Origin of the sequence: Flavobacterium rhamnosi (genome assembly GCF_048286515.1) — a bacterium.
Classification (GTDB): Bacteria; Bacteroidota; Bacteroidia; order Flavobacteriales; family Flavobacteriaceae; genus Flavobacterium.
Window position 1 is genome coordinate 93,696 of the sequence record NZ_JBLVPS010000006.1, and the last position, 25,423, is coordinate 119,118.

21 protein-coding genes and 1 pseudogene are annotated in these 25,423 nt (G+C 31.8%); 16 read left to right on the forward strand and 6 right to left on the reverse strand.

The annotated features are described in order from the left end of the window. Positions 1–72: 72 nt before the first annotated feature. The 15 genes and pseudogenes from ACNQGN_RS07065 to ACNQGN_RS07135 all read left to right on the forward strand — a co-directional run bounded on the left by ACNQGN_RS07065 (position 73) and on the right by ACNQGN_RS07135 (position 16,350). Entirely contained in the window at positions 73–1,281 is a 1,209-nt protein-coding gene (locus ACNQGN_RS07065) for a DegT/DnrJ/EryC1/StrS family aminotransferase (protein WP_417987134.1), read from the forward strand. 264 nt (positions 1,282–1,545) lie between these two features. Then, positions 1,546–2,790, forward strand: coding sequence for a hypothetical protein (locus ACNQGN_RS07070; protein WP_417987135.1), 1,245 nt, complete (start codon positions 1,546–1,548; stop codon positions 2,788–2,790). Between the two features lie 31 nt (positions 2,791–2,821). After that, on the forward strand, positions 2,822–4,255 hold the full coding sequence (locus ACNQGN_RS07075; protein ID WP_417987136.1) for an MOP flippase family protein: 1,434 nt from the start codon (positions 2,822–2,824) through the stop codon (positions 4,253–4,255). A gap of 480 nt (positions 4,256–4,735) precedes the next feature. Beyond that, a pseudogene (locus tag ACNQGN_RS07080) lies at positions 4,736–4,885 on the forward strand (DapH/DapD/GlmU-related protein); the annotation flags it as partial. Positions 4,886–4,930: 45 nt separating this feature from the next. Beyond that, positions 4,931–5,872, forward strand: coding sequence for a glycosyltransferase family 2 protein (locus ACNQGN_RS07085; RefSeq protein ID WP_417987137.1), 942 nt, complete (start codon positions 4,931–4,933; stop codon positions 5,870–5,872). Between the two features lies 1 nt (position 5,873). Beyond that, on the forward strand, positions 5,874–6,944 hold the full coding sequence (locus ACNQGN_RS07090; protein WP_417987138.1) for a glycosyltransferase: 1,071 nt from the start codon (positions 5,874–5,876) through the stop codon (positions 6,942–6,944). Further along, positions 6,941–8,095: a glycosyltransferase gene (locus ACNQGN_RS07095; RefSeq protein ID WP_417987139.1), complete on the forward strand. Its 1,155-nt coding sequence runs from the start codon at positions 6,941–6,943 to the stop codon at positions 8,093–8,095. Before ACNQGN_RS07090 ends, ACNQGN_RS07095 begins: the two co-directional genes overlap by 4 nt. Next, positions 8,085–9,185 (forward strand): acyltransferase family protein, encoded by a 1,101-nt coding sequence (locus ACNQGN_RS07100; protein WP_417987140.1) that lies wholly within the window; start codon positions 8,085–8,087, stop codon positions 9,183–9,185. The genes ACNQGN_RS07095 and ACNQGN_RS07100 overlap by 11 nt, the downstream gene beginning before the upstream one ends. Before the next feature lie 2 nt (positions 9,186–9,187). Continuing rightward, on the forward strand, positions 9,188–10,378 hold the full coding sequence (locus ACNQGN_RS07105) for a glycosyltransferase family protein (protein ID WP_417987141.1): 1,191 nt from the start codon (positions 9,188–9,190) through the stop codon (positions 10,376–10,378). Next, positions 10,375–11,430, forward strand: coding sequence for a glycosyltransferase family 4 protein (locus ACNQGN_RS07110; protein WP_417987142.1), 1,056 nt, complete (start codon positions 10,375–10,377; stop codon positions 11,428–11,430). Before ACNQGN_RS07105 ends, ACNQGN_RS07110 begins: the two co-directional genes overlap by 4 nt. Continuing rightward, positions 11,423–12,469, forward strand: a complete 1,047-nt coding sequence (locus tag ACNQGN_RS07115) for an acyltransferase family protein (protein ID WP_417987143.1) — start codon at positions 11,423–11,425, stop codon at positions 12,467–12,469. Before ACNQGN_RS07110 ends, ACNQGN_RS07115 begins: the two co-directional genes overlap by 8 nt. 2 nt (positions 12,470–12,471) lie before the next feature. Next, the gene (locus ACNQGN_RS07120; RefSeq protein WP_417987144.1) at positions 12,472–13,617 is read left to right on the forward strand and encodes a hypothetical protein; all 1,146 of its coding nucleotides are present in this window, start codon (positions 12,472–12,474) and stop codon (positions 13,615–13,617) included. A gap of 235 nt (positions 13,618–13,852) precedes the next feature. Beyond that, positions 13,853–15,043 (forward strand): glycosyltransferase family 4 protein, encoded by a 1,191-nt coding sequence (locus ACNQGN_RS07125; protein ID WP_417987145.1) that lies wholly within the window; start codon positions 13,853–13,855, stop codon positions 15,041–15,043. Beyond that, complete coding sequence (locus tag ACNQGN_RS07130) at positions 15,036–15,638, forward strand: sugar transferase (RefSeq protein ID WP_417987146.1); 603 nt, start codon at positions 15,036–15,038, stop codon at positions 15,636–15,638. The genes ACNQGN_RS07125 and ACNQGN_RS07130 overlap by 8 nt, the downstream gene beginning before the upstream one ends. Further along, positions 15,628–16,350 carry an acetyltransferase gene (locus ACNQGN_RS07135; protein WP_417987147.1) on the forward strand — a complete coding sequence of 241 codons (723 nt, stop codon included), beginning with the start codon at positions 15,628–15,630 and terminating at the stop codon, positions 16,348–16,350. Before ACNQGN_RS07130 ends, ACNQGN_RS07135 begins: the two co-directional genes overlap by 11 nt. A gap of 139 nt (positions 16,351–16,489) precedes the next feature. On the opposite strand, the gene ACNQGN_RS07140 is transcribed toward ACNQGN_RS07135, so the two are convergent. From ACNQGN_RS07140 to ACNQGN_RS07155, 4 genes are all read right to left on the reverse strand, one after another. Further along, positions 16,490–18,859 (reverse strand): GumC family protein, encoded by a 2,370-nt coding sequence (locus tag ACNQGN_RS07140; RefSeq protein ID WP_417987148.1) that lies wholly within the window; start codon positions 18,857–18,859, stop codon positions 16,490–16,492. Positions 18,860–18,868: 9 nt separating this feature from the next. Further along, positions 18,869–19,618, reverse strand: coding sequence for a polysaccharide biosynthesis/export family protein (locus ACNQGN_RS07145; RefSeq protein WP_417987149.1), 750 nt, complete (start codon positions 19,616–19,618; stop codon positions 18,869–18,871). 201 nt (positions 19,619–19,819) lie between these two features. Further along, complete coding sequence (locus ACNQGN_RS07150; RefSeq protein WP_417987150.1) at positions 19,820–20,266, reverse strand: DUF547 domain-containing protein; 447 nt, start codon at positions 20,264–20,266, stop codon at positions 19,820–19,822. A gap of 273 nt (positions 20,267–20,539) precedes the next feature. Then, positions 20,540–23,110, reverse strand: coding sequence for a DUF7619 domain-containing protein (locus ACNQGN_RS07155; RefSeq protein WP_417987151.1), 2,571 nt, complete (start codon positions 23,108–23,110; stop codon positions 20,540–20,542). A gap of 503 nt (positions 23,111–23,613) precedes the next feature. On the opposite strand from ACNQGN_RS07155, the gene ACNQGN_RS07160 reads away from it, so the two are divergent. Continuing rightward, entirely contained in the window at positions 23,614–23,859 is a 246-nt protein-coding gene (locus tag ACNQGN_RS07160) for a hypothetical protein (RefSeq protein ID WP_417987152.1), read from the forward strand. Between the two features lie 250 nt (positions 23,860–24,109). On the opposite strand, the gene ACNQGN_RS07165 is transcribed toward ACNQGN_RS07160, so the two are convergent. Continuing rightward, entirely contained in the window at positions 24,110–24,628 is a 519-nt protein-coding gene (locus ACNQGN_RS07165; RefSeq protein WP_417987153.1) for a VOC family protein, read from the reverse strand. Positions 24,629–24,671: 43 nt separating this feature from the next. Further along, positions 24,672–25,265: a dihydrofolate reductase family protein gene (locus ACNQGN_RS07170; RefSeq protein WP_417987154.1), complete on the reverse strand. Its 594-nt coding sequence runs from the start codon at positions 25,263–25,265 to the stop codon at positions 24,672–24,674. Positions 25,266–25,423: the final 158 nt, after the last annotated feature.

The window sequence follows — 25,423 nt, forward strand, 5'->3', positions numbered from 1 at the left end:
TTTTTTTTTAAAAAATACCATAAATTATTCAAGTTGAAGGATAGAAAAAAAATATATTTATCTTCTCCACATATGAGAGGTAATGAACAAAAGTATATTAGAGAGGCTTTTGATTCTAATTGGGTTGCACCCATGGGTACCAACGTAGATTTATTTGAAAGAGATTTAACAACATATTTAAATAATGTTCATGTGACTACATTATCTTCCGGAACCGCAGCAATTCATTTGGGATTGATACTTCTGGGTGTGAATGCAGGAGATGAAGTTATTTGCCAGTCATTAACATTTGCAGCTTCTGCTAATCCTATTTTATATTTGAAAGCTATTCCTGTTTTTATTGATAGTGAAGAGGATACTTGGAATCTTTGCCCGATAGCACTGGAAGAAGCGATTATTGATAGAATTAAATTAGGTAAAAAGCCAAAGGCTATAATTACAGTCCACTTATATGGTAATCCATATAAAATTGAAATGATACGATCAATTGCCGATAAATATCAAATTCCAATACTTGAAGACGCTGCAGAAGCTTTAGGAAGTTCCTACAAGGGTCAAAAATGTGGTGTTTTTGGAGACATAAGTGTTTTGTCATTTAATGGCAATAAAATTATTACCACTTCTGGTGGTGGCGCTCTGGTAAGTCATTCAGAAGATATTAAGTCTAAAGCCATTTTCTTGGCAACACAATCTAAAGACAATGCAATTCATTATGAACATTCGGAAGTCGGTTATAATTATCGATTGAGTAATATTAGTGCGTCGATAGGTCGTGGCCAAATGGAAGTTTTAGACGAGTTTGTAAATTTGAGAAGAAAAATGCAAGTCTTTTATAAGCAACTATTTGAAGATGTCCCAGGTGTTTATGTATATGACGTGCAAAATAAGGATTGCTTTTCTAATCATTGGCTGTCGGTAATAACAATTAATCCAGCTGAAACTAATGGAATAGATTGTAATGATTTGCGGTTGGCATTTGCGGCTGAAAACATAGATTCCAGACCACTTTGGAAGCCCCTGCATTTGCAACCCTTACACCAAGATTTTCCTTATTATGGCGGCAACGTTGCCGAAAGTTTATTTGCAAAAGGACTATGCCTACCATCTGGATCGAATACTACTGAAGAAGAAAAAGCAAGAATCAAAAATGTTATTGATTGTGTTTTTAAGAAAAAGAAAAAGAAAATTAAAATTAAGTCTCTTTTTTCCAAAAAGAAAAGTCTATTCGAGGACAATCTACTTGTTAATTTTTTTGCAAGAAACAGATTGGAAACCACCTAAATCATTTTTATTGATATATAATTCAATTTCTGATTTGTAAGGTAATTCTTTTTTTAACTGATTAATCCATAGGTTGCTTTGATTAAAATTGGTGTCCAAATGGGACTTACTCAAGCGAAGCAATTTTATGTAACAGACAAAATGAGTTCTTTTTGCAATAAGAAGGAAGTTTTTTTAATTAAGTCTTTTACCATTAATCAGAAATGATAGTTATTACAAACTGCTTATGGGCACAAAAGAATATTTATAGTATTGATTCCCATTATGAATAAAAAAATACTGGTTTTAGGGCTTGGACAAAATAATTTTCTGTCTTTTTTATATGCCTCGTTAAAAAAGTTTGATGCTGAATTTAGTATTACTGCACCGTTTTATGTTGAAATAAATAAAGAATCCAACAATGATTCCTGGATGTATGACAATAAAAATAGTGTCACAAAAATTTCGGCTATATCAATGTTACAGTCCTTTTTCTATTGCTTGTTTTCCAGACATTTTTATGCAACATATTTTTTTATTCTTTTTGTAGAAGGTAAATTTCCAAAAGCATTTCATTTTGTTGTCAAACAGATTCAAGCCAAAGCATTTTTTCTTCAAAATAAAAATTTTAAAGAATTTGACACCTTTCATTTTCATTTTATGCAATACAGTTATTTACGAGAATTATTCTTGGTTCCCAAAAATAAAAAAATAGTATGCTCCTTTTGGGGATCCGATTTGTTGCGAACAACTGATATCCTGAATTTTTATTTTGTAAAAAAAGCACTCCACAAAGCCACCACGATTACTTGTCAATCAATAGAATTAAGAGAAATTATCTTGTCCAAATTTGGAAGAAATCTGTACGATAAAATTCAAATTTTGATGTTTCCAATCGAAGAAAGAATCTATGCTCAAATGGATTTGAATGAGCAAAATGAGCAAAAAACAACTCTTTTTAAAGAAAAATATGGCTATGCATCCGATAAAATAAATGTGTTGATAGGACACAGCGGAAGCCCTTTTAACAATCATTTAAAAATAATTACTGCTTTACAAAATTGCATTCATAAAGACAAATTACATTTAATTATCAACTTAAATTACGCTATAACCGAAACCGGAAAGAAGAAATATAGAAAAGAACTAAACGAAGCTTTACTTGCAATTGGATGTTCTTTTGTGATTTTAGAAAAGTTTTTTGTAAATGAAGAATTAGCCGTTTCTAGATTGGCATCTGACATTTTTATCCATGCTCCCGTTTCGGATGCCTTGAGTAGTACTATGTTGGAATTGTTATACGCTTCAAATGTTGTAATTGCGGGTTCTTGGTTGCCCTACAAAACATTTAGAAAAGCAAAGCTGAAGTATCATGAAATTAATGATTTTTTAGAATTAAAAATTAAATTGGACTTTCTAATTGAAAACCTTCGATCAGAAAAAGAGTTTGCAAAAGAGAATAAATCCCTAATTCAATTTTATTTTTTTAATGATGCTATTATAAAAAAATGGTCTCACATCCTGAATTAATACACTTTTTTTAACGCCTCGAAAAATAGCAATGACTTTAAAGAACAAAGTGAAAAACGGATTGAAATGGACTTTTATAGATCAGATTTTATCGCAAATTATTTTTTTAATTTTTGGTATTTTTTTGGCCAGAATACTGAGCCCGGCTGTTTTTGGTGTAGTTGGAATGATTACAATTTTCTCCAATTTTGCAGTGTTATTTATTGATTTAGGCTTTAGCGCAGCATTAATTCAAAAAGAAAAGATTACCAATGCTCATTATTCCTCCGTATTTTGGCTCAATTTAGGAATTGGATTCCTGATGTATTTGCTTTTTTATTTATGCGCACCATATATTAGTTTGTTTTACAAGCAAGCTGAGTTAACGGCTTTGATTAGGGTTATTAGTTTGTCTTTTATCATAACTTCAGTGGCATCGGTCCAGTCTAATTTACTTATAAAAAACCTGCAGTTCAAGAAAAAAGTAATCATTAATTGGATTGCCATGATTGTGGGCTATGCTATTGCATTTGTAATGGCTTATCGAGGATACGGTGCTTGGGCATTGGTTTGGATGACGCTAGCCACAGCAATTGTGAACACTCTTTTGTATTGGATTACTGCATCCTGGGTACCATTACTTATGTTTGACTGGAATAAAATAAAAGAGTTGTCTCATTTTGGATTGAATTTTCTAGGCGATACCAGCGTAAATTATTGGTCCAGAAATTATGACAATTTTATAATTGGGAAAGTGTTGGGAAGTTATGATTTAGGCTTGTATTCTAGGGCTTATTCCTTAATGCTATTACCGCTTCGAAATGTTACCACAATTGTTACCAAAGTCATGTTTCCTGCATTTTCACAAAAACAAAGTGATTTAGCGTTGTTAAAAAAATATTATTTAAGCATCATTAAATACATAGCACTTCTTACTTTTCCTATGATGATTGGACTTTCATTGGTGGCCAAAGAATTTGTATTACTTTTTTTTGGTAAACAATGGTCAGCTATGATTCCGATACTTTCAATCTTGAGCGGATTGGGCGCATTGCAATCTATTGTTTCTTTAAACGGTTTGATATATAACTCGTTAGGGAAAGTGGCGATTGCTTTTAAAGTGTCTTTATTTACAAATATTATTTTGATTATCGCCTTTACCATTGGTGTCAATTATGGGTTAAAAGGCGTTTCTTGGAGTTATTTAATTGCCAGTTTACTATTGTTTGGACCTATTTATAACACGGCAATAAAACAACTTAATATTACGCTAATCGAAGTTTTTAGGTACTTAAAAGGAGTATTATTCGCCACAGCAGCAATGACTCTTAGTTTGATAATTTTAAATAGTTTTTGCACTATGTCTTTGCTATTTAGTTTGTTGCTGAAAATAGGTTTGGGGAGTAGTGTTTATTTTCTAGTATTAGTGGTATTAGAAAAAAAAATAGTACTGAATTTGAAACAAAAGGTTCTTAATTTAATCTAAAGTATGCCATCATCTATTCAAAAAATTTACGCATCAAATATTCATTTATTAAAGTTTAGAACACTTTTAATAAATGTAAGAACCAAAGGAATTAGAAGCAATATGAGCCGTATTCTCTTATTCGGGAAGTGTAGTTTTTCTATTCACAAAACCGCAAAAATTAATTTGAATTTGGGACATTTAGCGATCAACAGATATATTACCAAAAAAGACCCTTTTATTGGTAATATTGAAATGTATGAAAACTCAGAAATTAATGTTCAAAACACTTTTTTCTTTCATAGTGGTTGTGATATTATGATTTTCAAAAATGCCAAACTTAATTTAGGCAGTGGTTATATCAATAGGTACGCTAAAATAAGGTGCTACGGCGAGTTAACGATTGGACAAGGTGTGGCCATTTCCGAAAATGTTACCATTTGGGATAGTGATACCCACGCTATTGTTGGCAAAGAGCATTTAATGACGCAACCCATTACAATAGGAAACCAAGTTTGGATCGGGGCCAATGTTACTATTCTTAAAGGAGTATCTATTGGCAATGGAGCTATTATTGCTGCCGGTTCCGTAGTTACAACAGCTATTCCTCCCAATTGTTTGGCTGCGGGAATTCCAGCAAAAGTGATAAAAGAAAGTGTCCAATGGAAATAAATTAATGCATAAACAAATCAATACATGTTTTCTGTAATCATTCCATATTATAATAAATCAAAATACATTCAGCGTTGTTTGGATGCTGTTTTGAATCAAACATTTCAAGAATTTGAAATCATTTTGGTCAATGATGGTTCAACCGATAATGGTTTGCATTTTATTTTGGATAATTATCCGAATACTATAACGGTAATCAATCAAGAAAATAAAGGCGTTTCTGCGGCACGAAATACTGGAATCCAACAGGCAAAATATCCTTTTATAGCTTTCCTGGATGCAGACGACTGTTGGCACAATCAATTTCTTGAAAAAATAAAAACAGTCATTGATGCCGAAAAAGACATCAAGATAATCGGTACACATTACTCCAGAAATAAGAAATTTCTAACAATGGATTCGGGTACTTTGGATTATTTTAAATTCGAAAATTATTTTAAATCTGCACTCAAAAACACCTATTTCTCATCCTCTTCTACCATTATCACCACCGACTTTTTTACAAAAGATGTGGGGTTTAACACCTATTTAAAAAAAGGAGAAGATATTGATATTTGGATTCGAGCGGTTCAAAGTGGAGGCAATGCTTTTTATATCAAAAATACTTTAGTTTATTATTCGGATGAAGATGCCAATCAGGCAACTAATTCTAAAGGAAGTCTTCAAACTACTTTGGTGGGAGCCATAAATGAAAAGTATCAAAATTTGCTAAAATCTAGCGAAGACGAGCACTTTAACCGATTTGTGAGTGTTTATGTTTACTTTAATTTATATCCCTATTATTACGGTTCCGAGTCGCATTTGTTTGCTAAAGCAGCGCTCATAAAGAACGAATATCAGTTTTTTTTATTGAATTTGGTTTACACGTTACCATTGCGGGTTGGTATTGTGTTACTGAAATCAAATAGATTTAGCAAATGGATTCGATTGTATATGAAATTTGTAATTCGTTTTATTCTTAATTAATATGAAAATAATACGACTGACAACTTTTCTCGATTTTGGTGGAATTGAATCTAAAATGGCAAATTTAGCCACTTTTTCCGATGCTAATGAATGGCTGTTTTGTGCTATTGGCAAGGGAGGTATTGCCGAAAAAAAGATACTGTCAAATGGTAAACAAGCGGTTTGTTTTCATCTTTCTCATAAAATACCGTCTTTAAAAACAATTTGGAAACTTTATTTTTATTTCAAAAAACAAAAGCCAGACGTAGTACATTCATCCGGTGCAGAAGCCAATTTTCATGGTGTTATAGCAGCAAGACTAGCAAGAATTCCTGTAATTATATCGGAAGAAATAGGTATTCCGAAGCATGGAAAAAAAGCAAAAATACTATTTAGTTATATTTATAAATTATCCGATTATGTAATGGGTGAATCACAAAGTGTGATTGATAATTTAAAAAACAATTACAAAATTGATTCCCATAAATTAAAAGTGGTGTCTAATTTCGCTCTTTTTCCTAAGCTTGAAACGTCAAAAAAGGTTTCTAAAAATAGTACATTCAAATTGTTGTCAGTATCAAGACTTGAACCTGTAAAAAATATTGAAGGAATCATTCGAGTGGTGCTGCGATTAAAAAAAGAGCAATTCAAAATAAAATATACGATTGTTGGTGACGGAAGTTCAAAAGGCAGTTTACTAGCTTTAATCAAAAAATTAGCGCTTCAAAACGAAGTAGATTTGGTAGGTTTTCAGGAGCATACAGCTCATTATTTTTTTCAAACCGATTTGTATGTTTTGAATTCTCTTTCCGAAGGATTTTCTAATTCCCTTCTTGAGGCAATGTATATGCAAAAACCATCGATAACTACCTGTGTCGGCGCAGCACAAGAACTCATTCAAGACGGCGAAAATGGTTGGATAATTAGCATTAATAAGGAAGAAGATTTGTTCGAAAAAATAAAAGAATGTTACTTGTTAGACCAGAATTCAAGAGTTATAATGGGCAAAAAAGCAAATCAAACCGTTATTCAAAAATATTCTTTACAAACACACACAAAGTCTTTAGTAACACTATACCAATCTAAATTATGATTAGAGTATTACACATTATAGACGCAATGGCATCAGGAGGCGTAGAACGTAGGCGGTTATCCTTAGCAAAATTGTTAGATAAATCTAAATTTGAACTCAAAATAATTTGTACCAATGCCGCTGGTCCTTTTCCTGGCGAAGTACGTAAAGAAGGTATTGAAGTTATTGCTATTGGAGATTTAGGTTCTTTTATGGATTATAAACAACATTTAAAAGTGATGGAAATCATTGACGTGTTTAAACCTCATATCATACACGGTGCTGTTTTTGAAGGCGTTACTATGGCGGCAATTAATGGTTATTTGAAGGGTGTTCCTGTAATCATTCTCGAGGAAACTTCCGATCCCCAAAACCGAAGATGGAAAGGCAATCTACTCCTGAAAATTTTGAGTTTTGCTGCCGATAAAGTGGTTGGTGTATCACCCGCGGCTACTGATTATCTTAAAAATAAATTGCACCTTCCTGCTCATAAAGTGCTATTAATTACCAATGGTGTTGCTGTTCCAAAAGCAGTGTCTCAAGCTGTTGTTCAAAATTTAAAAGAAAAATACCAGATTAAGCCAGATGAAATTGTCATAGGCTCCGTGGGACGAATGTCTTCGGATGCGCACAAAAGATTTTCGGATTTAATACGAGCCTTTGCAGTTCTCATCAAAAAAAATCATAAAGCTAAATTAGTTTTAGTAGGTGACGGACACCAAAAAGCAAGTTATGTGCAATTAGTTGCCGAACTTCAAATTCAAGATCAGGTGATTTTTGCAGGTTATCAAAATCAAATTGGGGATTATTATGCGCTGTTTGATGTCTTCTGCTTGGTATCGGCTTATGAGGCATTTGGATTGGTTTTGGCGGAAGCCATGTTCCATAAATTGCCCGTTGTGGCAACAAGAGTAGGTGGGATGCAATATATTGTTGATGATAATAAGACGGGGTTTTTAGTTGATAAATTTGATGTAAAAGCTATTTCAGAAAAACTTGAAATCGTAGGTCTCAATCCTGATTTGCGCGTATTGTTTGGTAAAAATGGTTTTGATAAAGCCATAAAGAACTACACCGAAGAACGCTATGTCAAAGATGTAGCGAACTTATATTTAGAATTGATACAGAAAAAGAAAGTTAAATTAAATAAGCTGAATTTAGGTGACAGATAGAATTTATTTACCAGGATTAAATGGGTTGAGAGCTATTGCTGCTTTGGCGGTTGTAATTACCCATATAAATAACAGATTGGATTATTATGGTTTACCTAAGGCTCAATTGTTGGATTTAGCCAGCTACGGTGTTACCATTTTTTTTACGTTGAGTGGGTTTTTAATTACTTATTTATTACTGAAGGAATTTGAGATAACTGGCACAATAAATATGAAAAAATTCTATATGAGAAGGATTTTGCGTATTTGGCCTTTGTATTACTTGTATTTGTTTATTGTGATTTTATTGAATGGTATTTCGAATATTCAATGGCCCATTTTGTTTTATCTTTTTATCGTTCCAAATTTCAAAAATTCATTTGTAGGGCTAATAAATACAAGTGCGGGTAGTAAAATAATGACTTTTATGATTGGGCATTATTGGTCATTAGGTGTAGAAGAACAATTTTACGCCTTTTGGCCGTGGATTGTTAAAAAGAGCAAAAACGTATTCAAATTTTTAATGGTATTTCCAATTTTATTCGTTTTACTGAAATTGATTCTCAGGATTTTTTATGCACCATACAACATTCTGGTTTTTGTAAATTACACTCGATTTGGTTGTCTTGTAATAGGAGGATTAGGTGCTTATTTGTATTTTAAAAATAGTCATAAACTGGAAATTTTCAATAAGCGTTGGGTTGAGTTATTAGCTTGGGTGTTTTTTGCTATTGTAGCCTTCAATAAATTTCATATTACTTCTATAATTGATCACGAGATAATTGCTGTTTTTACCTTAATTATTATTTTTAATCAAATTAATAATCCTGATAAATGGATTTCTTTAGAAAATAAATTATTTGATTATTTAGGAAAAATTTCCTTCGGGTTGTATGTCTATAACCCTTTAGTAATTTACTTAATGGCGTTTGTTTTTAATTATTACGTAATTGAAAATAAAAGGATAAGACTGTTATTGATTTATCTTTTGGTTATTCCAGGTATCATTATGGTGGCTCACCTATCTTATCACTATTTCGAAAAACGATTTTTAAAATTGAAAAGCAATTATACTACTATTCAAAGCGCAGCAAGTAAATCTGAAATTTAATTATGAAAAACATACTCTTTATCACTTGGGATGGACCGCAGACCAATTATATGGAAGGATTATTTATGCCTATTTTAAGCCAAGTTCAAATGCAATCAGAATATATTTTTCATATCGTACAATTTACTTGGAGTGCACCTGAAAAAATAATGATTACGCAAAAAATAGCCCAAGATTTTCATCTTGTTTATTCTTCAAGAACGATTGATAGAAAGCCCATTGCGGTTTTAGGTAATTTATTTACAGTATACAAAGGCATACAATTCTTGAAAAAGTACATCAAAAATAACAACATCAGTATTGTAATGCCAAGAAGTACAATGCCGGCCATAATGATCAATCGAATACCAAAACGTAATTTCAAAGTGGTATTTGATGCTGATGGATTACCAATAGAAGAGCGGGCTGATTTTTCGGGTTTGTCCCGAAACAGCAAGCAATATCAATTTTTTAAGAAGGAAGAATTTAAAATGTTGTTGAAGGCTGATGTTGTGCTAACACGTTCTCATGAAGCTATAAATATCCATTCTCAAACATTAGAGAATACTAATTTAAATAAATTTTCGGTAGTGCTTAACGGAAGGAATACTGATTTCTTTAAACCGAATCCGTCCGAAAGACAAAAAATACGAAAGGAGTTGTCTCTTTCGGATCAAGCCAAACTTTTGATCTATTGCGGTTCATTGGGGCCACAATATGGCTGGGATGAAATGATGGCTATTTTTAGAAAGTATCAGGAAAAAAATCCGTCTGCACTGTTTTTGATTCTAACCGGAAATGTTGCATTTGCCAATGAAAGAATTTCACCGGCATTTAAGAAAAGTATAATTGTATTGAAAGTCCCTTTTGCTGTTGTTCCCAATTATCTGTCGGTTGCTGATGTGGCATTTGCGATTAGAGAACCCAAATTCAGTATGCAGGGCGTAGCTCCAATCAAGCTTGGCGAATACTTGTTGATGGGAATTCCAACCATTGCATCGGTAGGAATTGGTGATACTGAACAAATTCTCAATGGTGTTCCGAATTGTTTTTTATACCACCATCAAAATCCCAATCGTGTTGATGATGCAGTTTTGTTTATTGACGGTTTAGGCAAAACGAACTTTGAGGAAATACGAAAGTATGCCATTCCTTTTTGTTCGATAGAAAAAAGTGCAGAGAGTTATTGCAACGCTTTAGATAAATTAAGATGAAAGTACTTTATTTAACAAAATACAGTAGAAACGGAGCTAGCAGCAGGTTACGAAGTTACCAATACTTCCCGTTTTTGGAAGCAAAAGGAATCTCTGTTAGTGTTAGTCCTTTTTTTGATGAGGACTATTTAAGTAATCTGTATTCTGGTAAGCGAATAGCAAAACGTAAGCTCCTGAAATTTTATCTAACTCGATTTTTCAAGCTGTTTTCTATTTATAAATACGATAGAATCGTTATCGAAAAAGAACTTTTTCCTTATTTTTTTAGTTGGTTTGAAAAGGTTTTATATCTATTAAAGGTAGAATATATAGTTGATTATGATGATGCTATCTTTCATAATTATGATTTAAGTACCAACAAATTAATCTCGTTTTTATTTAAAAATAAGATTAATAATGTTATGAAATATAGTGGTTGTGTAATAGCGGGAAATAGTTATTTGCGCGTAAGAGCCAAAGAGTCTGGTGCTAAAAAGATAGTAATACTTCCAACAGTAATTGATGTTGATGTGTACAAAGCCAAAAGTAATTATGCCAATTCTAAAATTATTATAGGGTGGATAGGTTCTCCATCAACTTTCAAATATGTAAAAAATAATAAATCTGTTTTCTCGAAATTATTCCAAAAATACAATGCTGAATTGCATATAATAGGTGCAACAGAAGATCTTGGGCTAGGCACGAATGTAAAATACTTGAAATGGACAGAAGAAAGCGAAGTGGATTTGATTTCACAATTTGATATAGGAATCATGCCACTAGAAAATACTCCTTGGGAATTAGGAAAATGTGCCTACAAATTAATTCAATATATGGGCTGTGGTGTTCCTGTAGTTGCTTCATCAGTTGGAATGAATAAGATAGTTGTTGATGAGGGTATTAGTGGTTTTTTGGTACGAGTAGAAGAACAATGGCTGGATAAATTAAGCCAGTTAATTGAAGATAGGGCACTGAGAGAATCGTTAGGGAAAAAAGGCAGAATTAAAGTAGAGTCAGCGTTCAGTATTCAAAATAAACAGGCTGTACTACTATCAGTTTTAGCAAATGAATAGCGCACCTAAAAGTCAATATCTCGATGTTTTACAACTATTTAGAGGAATGGCCGCTTTGATGGTGGTGCTGCATCATACTATTGGCTCCATAAGATATTATCATAAAATGGAATATCCTTTTCTTGATTATGTCGCGTTTATTGGGAAATTTGGGGTTGACTTCTTTTTTGTGCTGTCGGGATTTATAATCACGTATTCGGCTTTTTACAATTATAATGAACCAAATTCATTTAGTAATTATATAAAAAACAGACTCATACGAATTTATGTTCCCTATCTTCCCATAGGGATACTCATGTTAGTTGTCTATACGCTTTTACCTAGTTTTTCTAATGGAAGTAGAGCCATTAGTACACTAACTTCATTAAGTTTAATTCCTCACGGAAATCCAGCGTTATCCGTAGCTTGGACACTTTCTTTTGAACTCTGTTTCTATCTTTTGTTTAGTATTTCTTTTTTTTCAAAAAGAGTTTGGAATTATTTCATTTTGGTATGGTTTACATCCATAATCATCTTTACATATTCGCCATCTTCTTCCTTGCATTTTTTGGATAATCCTGTTGTTAAAATCCTGTTTTCAATCTATAATATCGAATTTATTTTAGGTTTCTTGTTGGCATTAGTGATTGTTAGAAAAATAAAAATAAATATAATTTTAGCATTTTTAATACTTATTTCATCACTTATACCATTCTTGTATTGTACATTTAACCATTTAAAAATCTTTAAATTTGACGTAAACTTGTTGTTTTCTATTGCAGCATTTTTAATTATTTACATAGCTATTAATTATTATAATTTCAAAATTAATGCTACCGCATTGATGATGTTGATAGGTAATGCCACTTATTCTATTTATTTAATTCACAATCCTTTGCAAATGATTTTGGTTCGATTGTTTCCTAAAATAACTTCTGTTGTAAGTTTGATTGCTGCATTGGTGTTGGTATTGATTCTTTCTTGTGTTGTAGGGTATGTGTATTATTATATTTTTGAAAAAAAGGCTATGCAAATTATAAAATCTAAATTGATAAAATAAATATGGATTTCTTTATTACTGTCTTAATTTTTGTATTAGGGTATTCATTCATTCAAAGTTTTGCAGCAAAACTTTCAGAAGAAAATTTGAGTACGCTAAAAAAAATGTTTCTGTTTCATATACTATTCGGAGCTTACTTTTGTTTTTTTGTTCAAGGCGATGCGGTAGGATATTGGAAACAAGCTAAGTTTATGTCTTACGCAGATTTTATCTATTCGTTAACCGAAGATCAAGGGACTTATTTTATACTGGCGTTAAATTATTATCCTTCTAATGTTTTAGACTTGTCTTATTTTACCGGGACTATGCTATATAGTTTAATTGGTTTTATTGGATTGACATATTTTTACGTAATGGCGGTAGAATTGATTCCAAATGACCCGAAATTTAAAGGGTATTATTTATTTCCGCTTTTGTTTTTTCTGCCTAATTTGCATTTTTGGAGTTGTGCTGTGGGTAAAGATGCTTTATTGTTTTTTTGTATTGCTATCTTTACTTATGGTTTAATGCAGCCCATCAAGCGGATGCCCATGATTATTTTGGGATTGTTATTGGCCTATTTTATTAGGCCCCACATAACTCTGTTTATGCTTTTAGGATTCGGAATGGCTTATTTTTCAGGACGAAATATTTCGGTAGTACAGCGAGTGTTATTTTTCGGGGTAATGATTGGAGTTTCGATTGTCATATTACCAATGGTAATGGAATTTGCCAAAATAGAAGAAGCTTCTGTTGATAGTTTTGATAAATTTTCAGTAGGAAAGGCAGCTTTATTGAGTAGATCTCACACGGGTTCTGCCGTTGATATTTCTTCCTATCCCTTTCCTCTAAAGGTTTTTACTTTTCTGTATCGCCCATTCTTTTTTGATATCAATGGAATCCCATCCGTTTTGGCATCATTTGAAAATTTGCTTTTATTGGTATTGTCCTTTACGGTACTTAAAAACAACCCCTTGCAAACTTTTAAAAACGCACCATTTGTTATTCAAGGAATGGTTTATTTTTTAGTCATTGGTACGCTTGCATTTTCACAAACTTTAGGAAATGTTGGTATAATGATTCGGATGCGAAATATGTTTTTACCGGGGTTGATTGTATTTATTTTTTGGCATTTTTCATACCGGCAATCGTTAGAATCCGAGGTGTAATTCATTTGTTGTTTCTTAACAATTTATACGGTTATTAATAGCATAATCCTTCTCCATTTTAAATTATTGTAAAGGTTTTAATTGATTTCACATAGATCAAATTTTGATATTATTTTTATTCAAAAAAGGAGCTATTAATCTTTTTTTTCAGATAAAAATAATAATTTTCTTTAGTTTTTTTAAATCTTATTTAGGTTTAATTCAAGGCAAAGGAGAAAGACGACTATGAATTGGTATGAAAACAATTGAAAATAAATTAATCCGAATCACAACTGTTCCTCTCTCATTAGATAAATTATTGTCGGGTCAATTGAATTACATGAATTCCTTTTACGAAGTAACCGCAGTAGCTTCAGAAGATGAATATTTAAAAAAAATTGGAATCAAAGAAAAGGTAAAAACATTTGCTATAGAAATGTCCCGAAAAATTACCCCAATACATGATTTAGTGGCTGTTGTAAAATTGTTTTTATTTCTAAAAAAAGAAAATCCGTTAATTGTCCATTCACACACGCCAAAAGCTGGAATAGTGGCAATGATTGCGTCAAAATGTGCCGGTGTTCCAATCAGGTTACATACAGTTGCCGGATTACCGCTAATGGAAACAAAAGGGTTGAAACGCATTGTATTAGAAAGTGTTGAAAAACTTACGTATTCTTGTGCCACTACGGTTTATCCAAACTCAAAAGGGTTGTATGATTTTATTTTGGCAAATAAATTTACGGAACATAGAAAATTAAAAATCATTGGTAATGGCAGTTCAAACGGAATCAATACAAAACATTTTTCTTCAGAAGAAGTTTTACAATCCCAACAGCAAAGCTTGAAAACAGAGTTGGGAATTGAAGCAGAAGATTTTGTTTTTGTTTTTGTCGGGCGTTTAGTTGGGGATAAAGGAATTAATGAAGTGGTATTGGCTTTTAAAAAATTAATAAAACAAAATTCGAGTGTAAAATTACTTTTGGTTGGAATGGAAGAAAAGGATTTAGATCCGCTTGATGACTTGACTCAAGAAGAGATAAAAGAAAACAAAAATATTCTTTTTACAGGTTTTAAAGAAGATATTAGACCCTATCTGGCCATTAGTAAAGTATTAGTTTTTGCCAGTTATAGGGAAGGATTTCCAAATGTTGTTTTACAAGCTGGTGCAATGGGGTTGCCGTCAATTGTGAGTGATATAAATGGTTGCAACGAAATTATAATAGATGGGAAAAACGGGATTATTATTCCTGTAAAAAATAGTGAAGCAATTGGAAAAGCTGTTTTGAGAATGATTGATGAAAAAGATTTTTTTCTTTCTCTACAATCGAATGCTAGAAAAATGATAACCTCTCGATATGAACAACAAGTGATTTGGGACTGTATTTTAGAGGAATACAAACAAGCAGAGTACCTATTAGCAAAACCTAAAATGGAATATGTATAAAAAGTGTTTCAAACCTTTTTTGGATTTTAGTTTCGCCTTTTTTGGATTGATTGTTTTGAGTCCACTATTTTGTATCGTTGCTTTGGGGCTGTTTTTTGTTAATAATGGCAACATTTTTTTCTTGCAAAAACGTCCAGGAATTGAAGGGAAATTATTTACCATATTCAAGTTCAAAACGATGAACGATAAAAAAGATGCAGTAGGAAATTTATTGCCAGATGCTGAAAGACTGACGGTAATAGGTAAATGGATTCGCAAGGCTTCAATAGATGAACTTCCACAATTGGTAAATGTATTAAAAGGCGATATGAGCATTGTGGGACCAAGACCTTTATTACCTGAATATTTGGATTTATATTCTGATTTTGAAAAAATAAGGCATAAGATAAAACCAGGTATAACTGGATGGGCACAAATTAATGGTAGGAATGCAATAGATTGGGAAACTAAATTTAGATATGATGTTTGGTATGTTAAACATCTATCTTTTAGGTTAGACTTTAGAATTATTTTTAAAACCCTTCTAAAATTGTTGAAAGTTGAAGATATTAATGCTGCAAACAGCGCAACAATAGAACGATTTGATGGAAAATAGAAAGCTGTATATTTTTGGAGCGAGTGGTCATGGGAAAGTTGTTGCAGAATTGGTAGCAAGTACTTATTCTAAAATAGAAGCAATGATTGACGATGCTCCCAAAACTGCTAGTTTTGGACAATTACCTATTCTCAACACTATGTCGATGCTACCACCTAAATCTGATGTCGCCATGATTATTGCCATTGGGAATAATTTAATAAGAAAAAAAGTTAGCTCGAGATTTAGTAGTTATAATTTTTTTACCAGTATACATAAGACAGCTTTTGTTTCTCCGTCAGCAACTGTGGGGCTAGGAACCGTCGTTATGGTACATGCGATTATTAATTCTGATGCAAAAATAGGAAATCACGTGATTATTAATACTGCAGCTCTAGTAGAACACGATTGCAGTATTGCGGATTTTGTACACATTTCGCCAAAAGTAACATTGTCAGGTAACGTTAGCATTGGTTTAGGCTCTCATATAGGCTCGGGAGTCATTGTAATCCCTGGGGTAAAAATTGGGAAATGGTGCACAGTTGGAGCTGGTTCCGTGGTCATAAACGATATTCCGGACGGAGTGACTGTTGTGGGTAATCCAGGGAAAATTATTGAGAATACTACCGTTCTGGAACCATCAGTAACATGTGAAAAGATTTTTAAAAAGAAGAAAGTAATCAAGATAAATAGCGATTACAGGAAATTTAATATTTACAAAGGCATAAAGTAAGTTGTTTTATTAGCATGAAATATAATGGAGAACACTTCATCTTTAGTTAAGGACTAACCACAGATTTCTTAGAAATCGTTTTGAATTTAATTAAAAAAAGCAACTAATAGTCTTTACTTTTTTCGTTTAATGAATTTAGTTATTTTTTAAATACATTTTTATACCACTTCTTAATTTTATATTGGAATGACGTGTTGGTAACCGGATCATTATCATAGCCGTAACCATATCCGTAGTTATAGGAATAACTATATCCATACCCTTTATTTTGGCCTACATTATTTAAAATAATGCCCATGTTTTTAATAGTGTTTAACGTCTTTAAATTAGAGATAAATTTGAGTAGTCTTTTTTCAGTAAAATTCGCACGAGTAACATAAAGTACAGTATCGGCCAGATGTGTAATTAGAGTTGTATCTGCAACCAATAAGGTGGGAGCAGTATCAACAATAATATAATCATAATCATTTTTTATTTCATTCAATAATAATTCAAATCTACCATTTGATAATAATTCAGAAGGATTTGGGGGAATAGTACCTGAAAAAATGATGTCAAAATTTAAATTGGTATCGGTTAAATGTTTCGCTTTTATATCATCAATTTTTATACTTGTGTCGTATAAATAATTCGTAATTCCTTTTAAGTTAGGTCTTTCTAGGTCAAGTTTTCGGTGTAATTGCGGATTTCTTAAGTCGGCACCTATTAAAATTACTTTTTTACCAAGAGTAGAAAGTGTTATTGCTAAATTCAAAGAAACAAACGTCTTTCCTTCTCCTTTTATGGTTGAAGTAACAAACAAAATGGAGCCTCGCTCTTTTTTTGGGTTAATGTAATTGATGTTATTTCGTAGAATTCTAAACGACTCCGATAATATGGAGCGGTCTAAGAACTGGATCGTCTTACTTTCTGTTTCAATAAAAGGGATCTCTGCTATTACGGGAACATCTGGTATTAATGACTCCAAATCTTCTTTGCTATTTATTTTATTATCAAATAAAAAATAAAAATAAAGTATTCCAATAGGAAATAATATACCCAAAAGCAGTGCTGCCATAAATATTACGTTTCGCTCCGGGGCTATTGGGTGAGCCGGAAAAATAGCATAATCTACTACTTTGATAGATGGATTTGTTATGGCTAAATTAATGGCAGCCTCTTCTCTTTTTTGCAATAGTAAAATGTACAACGATTCTTTTATTGATTGTTGCCTTTCAATTGAGCGAACCCCTTTTTCGTTATAGGGCACTTTGCTGTATGCTACATTATCTAAATTGCTAATTTTGCTTATTTCATTTCTGTTGAATTCTAGTACGTTTTGATATCCAATGATGGAAGCCCTTATGTTATTTTTTATTTGCAAAGCAAGTGCTGCCGTTTCTTTAACCATAGGATTTGATTCTCCTCCACCAGATAACATCAATTTATTGCGTTTTAAAATTTGTTCGTTGTAATTGGCAACTAATCCGTTTACTTCCCCATTTTCAATTCCAATATTTGAAGGTAATAGTTCAAGCCCTTTACTGGTGTTTAGGGCACTCATCATAAGTTTTGTTAATGCTAATTGAGTATTCGCAGTTTCTAATTTTGATTTTGATTCATAGTTGTTTTGCATTAAAACACTGGCATCGGCTTCAACAAAACTTAACCCTTTAGTCCTTTTGAAATTCGCCTTTGAAATCTCGATAGAATCTAATTCGTTAAAAAGAAATTTAAATCGATCATCAACAAATTCGATAGTTTTCTTGGAAACAAGTTGTCGGTCTTGAATACCGTCTTGGTTGAATACTTCAATTAATGTATTGACAATATCATTAATTTTTTCTTGATTAAAACCATTTAAAGTGAGGCTTAAAATGTCACTTTGTTTTACAACATAATCAATGACAATTCTATTTGAAATAGATTGCACGACACTTTTTCTTGTTTTTAAAATTATTTGATATTCATTGCCATTTACTTTCTTTAAAAATTGCTTGTTTTTAATGATTATTTTGAATGGAACAGCAGTGTTAAAATTTGTTTCGCCAAATTTATATTCTTTATTATTTCCTTTAACCTTGTATCCATTTTTTGTCAATTCAATTTGAAAAGAGGTCTGTTGAGTGGTCAAAGAATCCTTTTCTTTTGCCCAAATGACCGTAAATGGGGTGTTTTTCCATAATTCAATAGATTTTATTCTTCCTACACCATAGATTTCAGTAGTTAGATTTAAACTATCCACTACAGCACCTATTATTCGGGAAGATTTCATAATTACGATTTCATTCCCTTTGCTGATCTCATTATTTCCGAAAATGGAAACATTGTCAGTGGGTAATTTAAAGGCCGTATTTGTATTGTCCAGGATTTTAATTTTGGCACTGGTTTGATACACATCACCGGCATATCTCAAATAAAAAAAGCAAATAATCAGCGCAATTGTTACGGACAAAACAATCCATTTCCAATAGGATAGGTATTTTAATATCTCTTGTTTAATATTGAAATTATTTTTTTTACTTTCCAATTGTTTTGGCTATTTTGTTACTAATAAGATTGTTGTAATGGCAATTGAAACTATTGCTAATAAATTACCCAAACTAGGTACGTAGCCTGATGATGTTACTTTTGAACCATTTGGATTGACATAAATCACATCATTTGGCTTGATATAATAAGAAGGAGAATCAAACCACTTTTTTGATGTCAAATCAATAGTCGTATAGGTTCTTTTATGGTCTTCTTCTCTAATTATTAAGATGTTTTGCCTTTTTCCATGAATAGTCAAATCACCTGCGTAGCCTAATGCTTGAAGAATGCTGATGTTTTGTTCATTAAAAGTATAGGTGCCGGGACTTTTTACTTCGCCAAGAATTGTAAACTTTGCATTGGTTAACCTTACAGTAACAATTGGATTTATAAGATGATTTCCATCAATCAATTTTTTGACTAAAAAATTCTCTAATTCAATATTTGTTAAGTCTTTAACTTCTATTTTTCCTAAAACTGGAAGAGTAACAGTATGATCCATTGTAACCAAATAGCCATTAATGGCGGAAGAAGTAGGCTGGTTTGAATTGTACATTGAAGCTAAATCTGCAGAACTTGAAGATACAATTATGCTTAAAATATCATTTGCTTGAATTTTACATTCCGAAAAATTAGTTTTATCTTGTTCATTTAAATTGACATCATTAAAGTATATCAAATCTTTTTTTGAAGCACAGGAGCTGATAATTAAAATTCCTAAAATAAGAAGCAGGATTTTTTTTTGATGTTTAATCATTTTAATGAAATTGTCTTTACGGGTTGCTTTGATTCTAATTAAAATTTAACGTTCAGTAGTCTTATTAAAAATTAATCTGGTTCTTTTTTAAGAGCCATTTCCCCTTTTGTATCAGGAATTAATAGAGGTTTGTTTTGCAAAATATAGCATAGGAGCTTAATTAACTGAGCGAAAAATAAATTTTGTTTTTGTTTGAAATAATCAAAATCCATTTTCTTTAACTTCGGAGGTCTTGTATAAAATGCTTTTGTCTAAACGCGTGGCAATTGTATTGTCCAATTTTTTAAGGGCCAATTTTTTTATAAAGGAGGGGTAAAAAGGATTATACACTTTGTAAAAACCTATTTTATATTTTTGCATTCTGAGAATTCCATATTCAATGTCGTGTAAGGATAAAAGACAATGTGAAAATTTAATCCTTTTTAGTTTAAAAATTTTTTTATTTTGTATTTGCTCATTTACCATAATTAGGAGGTAGGCATTATATATATTTACCCAAAAATTTTTCTTTAATTCATCAGTGTTTATTTTGGATTCTAAACTGCCAATCCTTATATAAAACAATTCTTTTCTAAGGGAAGTGGAATCTTCTTCCAATTTTGCTTTTACGAAAAGACGTTCAGATAAATCGATGTAATAGTTAAACATAGTAAATTTTCTAATCTTTGTTCTTAATAATTAGCATTAATTTTAATCTATTGTCTCTTGAAATTCTATATAATTATTTCAAGGCAAATATTCAATCTTTATTTGTTTTTAATTAGTGTGTATTGTTAATTTTCTCTTCTCAAAATTAAATTTATGTTAACTTAAACTCATAATTGTACTTGACTTTTCTTTGCATAAATATACCCTTAAAGGGTGTCTGACTTTTTTTAGGGAGCAGACCAAATAAGGATTTATCTGATTTTTATTTTGAAATTATTCCTTTATGAATTTAGAAGTTGTACTCCCTTTATCTGAATTTATTTTGATAAAATAAATGCCGGTTTTAAGTTGTGAAACATCTATTACTGTCATATTATTATCAGTATTTATAAAAGTTTGGACTAATTGTCCAAGCGTGTTGTAAATAGTTATAGAACTAATTTCGAGTTGCTTTTTATCCACAATATTCAAAATATTTTTTACTGGGTTAGGATAAATTGTAAAAAAATCTAAAAAAACATAGTTTTGTATTTGCAACGCCTGAATACTTGTTGTTGCTATGTTTGTTGTAACGGGTTGGGAATAATCGAAATAAATACTTGCTGAGTTTGTTAGTTCATCTCCATTTACAAGGGCGGGTACTGTTTTGATTTTGAATGTAATATAACCGTTATTATTGCCTGCGTCAAAAGGTAAATTGATGTTTTGGAAAATAAATTCCACCGTATTATTGGTGATTTTTGTGGTAAATGGATGGCTTCCGTTTAGAGGCACAAGTGTTGTAATATCAAATTTAGAGGTGTTAATGAGGTCTTTTAGTACTATGTTTTGTGCTGTGGCTGAACCAGAATTTTCAAAACGAATCATATAATGCAAATAGTCTCCCACTTTTGTAGGTGAAATGGAACTGCCTTCTAAACATATTTTGTCATTTGAATTTAAGTAAGTCTCTACAATTTGATTTAAATCTGTACTATTGTCATTGGGTGTTTCATCCGCGGTGTTCGTTATGGCTGCGTTATAATGTAATAGATGTCCATTATTTACAGAGGGCTTAACTTTTAAGGTTACTAAAATACTTCGCGTTTCTTGCGGCAGTAAATTTGTAAAATTCCAATTCAAATTACTGGTGCTTTGAGAGGAAACGGGAGGATTCGCAGTTGCTAAATTTAAAGCATTTGCATCTAAACTTAGATTTACTATTCCGGATTGTGTTACTGTTCCTTTGTTTTTGTAGATAATTTTATACGTACTGGCAAAATTGGTTCTAGCGTTGTCTAATGGTAAAAAAGTAATTTCTAAATCAGTGTGACTGCCATTTGGAATAATACAAAAAGAAGCATTAAAAGGACTTGTGACATCAGGGAAGGTAACTGCGCTGCTTGCTGGAGAAATAGTATAATAAGCTGGATTTTCAAGTACAGGCGATATGATGTAAGTTCCTTCTTTTACTCCATGGGAATAAGTGCCTGTCAAATCAGGAACTAAACTTACTGTAGTTGTATCATCAGTAATGGTCAATTTAAGATTTGGAAAGTTACCGTCCAAAGCATCGCAACCATTATTGTTGTAGTCCTGTTTGTTTTTGCCCTCAATAGTGCAATAAATTCCACCTGGAACAAAGGAACAATAGCTATTTACAAAACAATTAGTGTAGCCATTATTGGAAATTTCATTCTGAACATACTCCATTTCCGATTCATCGGCACAGATATAATTTAGATTTGAATTTCCTGAAAGTAGTAGGGAACCCTCATTACTGCCATTTTTTATAAACAGATTGTTGAGTAGATTGTCTGCAACAAATAAAAATTGCAATCCTGTTTGGTTACTTGCATCTAGCGTGACAAGTTTGTTATTGGTGCAATATAAATATTGAAGATTTTTCAATCCGTTGATGTCTAACGTTGCAATTTGATTATTGGTAAAATCTAAAACCTTTAGGTTCATCAGACCATTTACGAGTAATGATTGCAAGCTGTTGGTGTTACAATACAAATAGGTAATAGCTGTCAAACTGGCTGTATTTAAGGTAGTGAGTTGATTATGATTGCAATTTAAACTAGAAAGGTTTGCCAATCCATCAATTGTTAAGGATGCTAATTGATTATTAGTACAGTTTAAGCTGGAGAGATTTGGCAAAGTACTTACATCTAAAGACGAAAGTTGGTTAAAATTGCAATTTAAACTTGTAATATTGGTTAACTTGCTTAAATCAAGTGAAGTAAGTATGTTTCTGCTACATTCAAGTGTTAGCAGACTAATTAAATCATCTAAATATAATGAAGAAATGGTATTGCTATTGCAAGTTAAAGATTGAAGATTATTCAGATTGTTTAAATTTACCGAAGTAAGTTTATTGTCGCTACAATCTATCGTTAGTAGATTTGTTAAATCATTTGCATTTAGAATAGTAAGTTGATTTGATTGACAATATAAATTTTGAAGATTGGTTGCTCCATTTATAGTGAGAGTATTTATTATATTACCATTGCAAATCAAATCCGTTAATATTGTTAAATTACTAATATTCAAATTGCTAATCTGATTGTTACTGCATTGTAAAGAAACAAGATTTGTAAAGTTTTCAATTCCAATTAAGGAGCTTATGGAGGAGCTTTCCAGGTCTAAAATGCTTACTTGTAATGCCTCGGCAATTTCTATTTCTCCATTTTTATTAACATCAATTGCAAAATAATCGTCAGATAAATTTCTTGCAATAGTATTACTAGTATCGGATTGTAATAATTTTGCTTTAAAAACAGCATCAGGAAAAGTTATTGTTTGTGCTGTTAAAGTGCTGCTTACAAGGGCTATAATTAATATAAAGTATTGTTTTATCATCTCTTAAATTTCTAATTTTCAAAGATAAAATTACATATCTGAAGACCTTTTTTTAGATGTTATATAAAGGTTATGTTTTTATACCAAAGACTTTGAAATAAATAAAAAATGTTTTGAATTATGGATAGTAGGAGATATATTCACTAATTCTCTTTTGAATAGCTGTACCTTTATTAACGAATGTTATTAAAAAAATTACTGATTTTTTATCTAAATACCCAATCTTGCCAAATCCTAGCTGGTGCACGAAGAGTATTTAGATACGTTTTTTGAAAACAAAAAAACCGATTTGCAGTCGGGTTTTTATGGTACAATATCAATCGAAGAAGCTGTTTTTTCAACAATAGATGATGCAATAGAGTTGGAAGCAAAAATTAGAAAAATTGCAAAAAATGGAAAATTTAAATCAAAAAATTCATTACAACATTTAGTTTTTTATCCATTACTTAAAATCTGAACTACAATTTTCAATTAATTCAGAAAATAGTGTTGTTGCATGTAGAATGAAATTTCAATTTCTTCATGAAAATCAGACAATCGTTGTATTAACGGTAGTTTGCAATTTTGATATTGAAGAAAATTCCTGGAATAAGAATATAGTTTCAAACAAGAAAATTACTTTACCAAAACATTTTTTAGAGCACATTTGTGTAATTACAGTAGGTACTTCAAGAGGAATATTACATGCAAAAACAGAAAATACTTTTTTCAATAGATTTATTATTCCTACTTTAAATGTGAGTAGTTAGTAGAAAAAGATGTAGTTTTTGAAATAAAATAAATTAAAAAAAGTGATAAATTTCAATCTAGTTTTGATAGATTTTTTTCTTAGGTTTCTCGCAACGTTCCCTTGCTACAATTGATTTCGAATTAAAATAAGCCTATTTTTTGGATTTGCCAAAACAACGGATCAGTCCCAAAACCTCATTTTTGGAATCTTGCATAAAATGGTTCGTAAATATTTCCGGTCAGACTCTTTTTTATGACCCAACCAACAAGCTACTGAGCCAATGCAATTTTCATTTCTTGAACAGCCTTTTCACCTTCTTTAGTAATGCCCATTATTTCCGTAAAAACGCCAATCTCTTTTCGCGTGTCGAAAAAGACAATTTTAGCTATTGTTGTGTCAAAGCTGCTTATTACGGTAAAGCCTTTATTCTCAAATTCTGAAATTACTTTGTCAAGTTTTGCAATGGGCGTGCTGTATGCAATATGTTGAACCCCGCCTGTTGGATTATTGTCTATATAATCCTTAAAAATACTTTTCCCTGTGATTGGTTGAATGAGTTCAATAAACGTTCCACCCGAATAAGCCATTGTAACTAAATTTTCTGCATTAGATGGTTCTCCATAATAGGTTCCGTCATACTCTTCTAAGTGAGTGGTGACTGTCGGGCTAAAATTGGTAACGCCAAGCATTTCCTGAAAAAAAGCTTTTGATTTCACTATATCTTTCACCACCCATGCAATTTGAGTGGGCGTTAATCCAGATCTGTCTTTCTTATTTGCCTTGTCCATAGCTTGAATTTTATTAATAAATTTTGAGAAAAGGTTAACCGGCTTAAGCTCCAATAGTACCTGTCTTGACTTTTCCGGCCCGCTTGTAATTGGCAATAATCACTCCGCTTGGTGTTGCCAAACACTCTGTTAAAGTGAATGCTGCCGGAATCGTGCCATTGTCAAACAACTTTTTTCCATTACCAAGAGTCAGCGGGAAAATTTTTAGCCAGAGTTCGTCAACTAAATCATTTTCAAGCAGTGTCTGGATTAGTTTGCTGCTGCCCCACACTTGAATGTCCGACCCTTTTGAATTTTTGAGTTTTTTAATGTCTGCTAAGCTTTTGAGGAAAACTGAGTTTTTCCAATCTGACTTTTTCATGGTCCTGGACATGATGTATTTTGTAACATCATTAATACCCGGCCATCCTTTTTCATGCTGTGGCCAGTAGTTTTCAAAAATCTCAAATGTTTTTCTGCCCAAAAGAAGATCTGCGGGTTGCATCTGTTTTTCCAATACCTTAGCAAAAACTTCGTCACCATAAGATGCAGTCCAACCGCCATATTTAAAACCGCCTGATGTATCTTCCTCAGGTCCGCCAGGTGCTTGCATTACCCCATCTAAGGTAATGAATGATAAAACAATTATTTTTCTCATTTAATTACAGTTTTTTAATAGTTAGTAATTATTGTTTGAATTAAAATTGAAATCGTATTTGGGTATATGGCAAAATGCAATGAGGCATGTCAAAAATAAAGAATGTTTGTACTGTCCACTGTCAAATTTGAAAGTTGGACTGTGTCATCATACGGTTG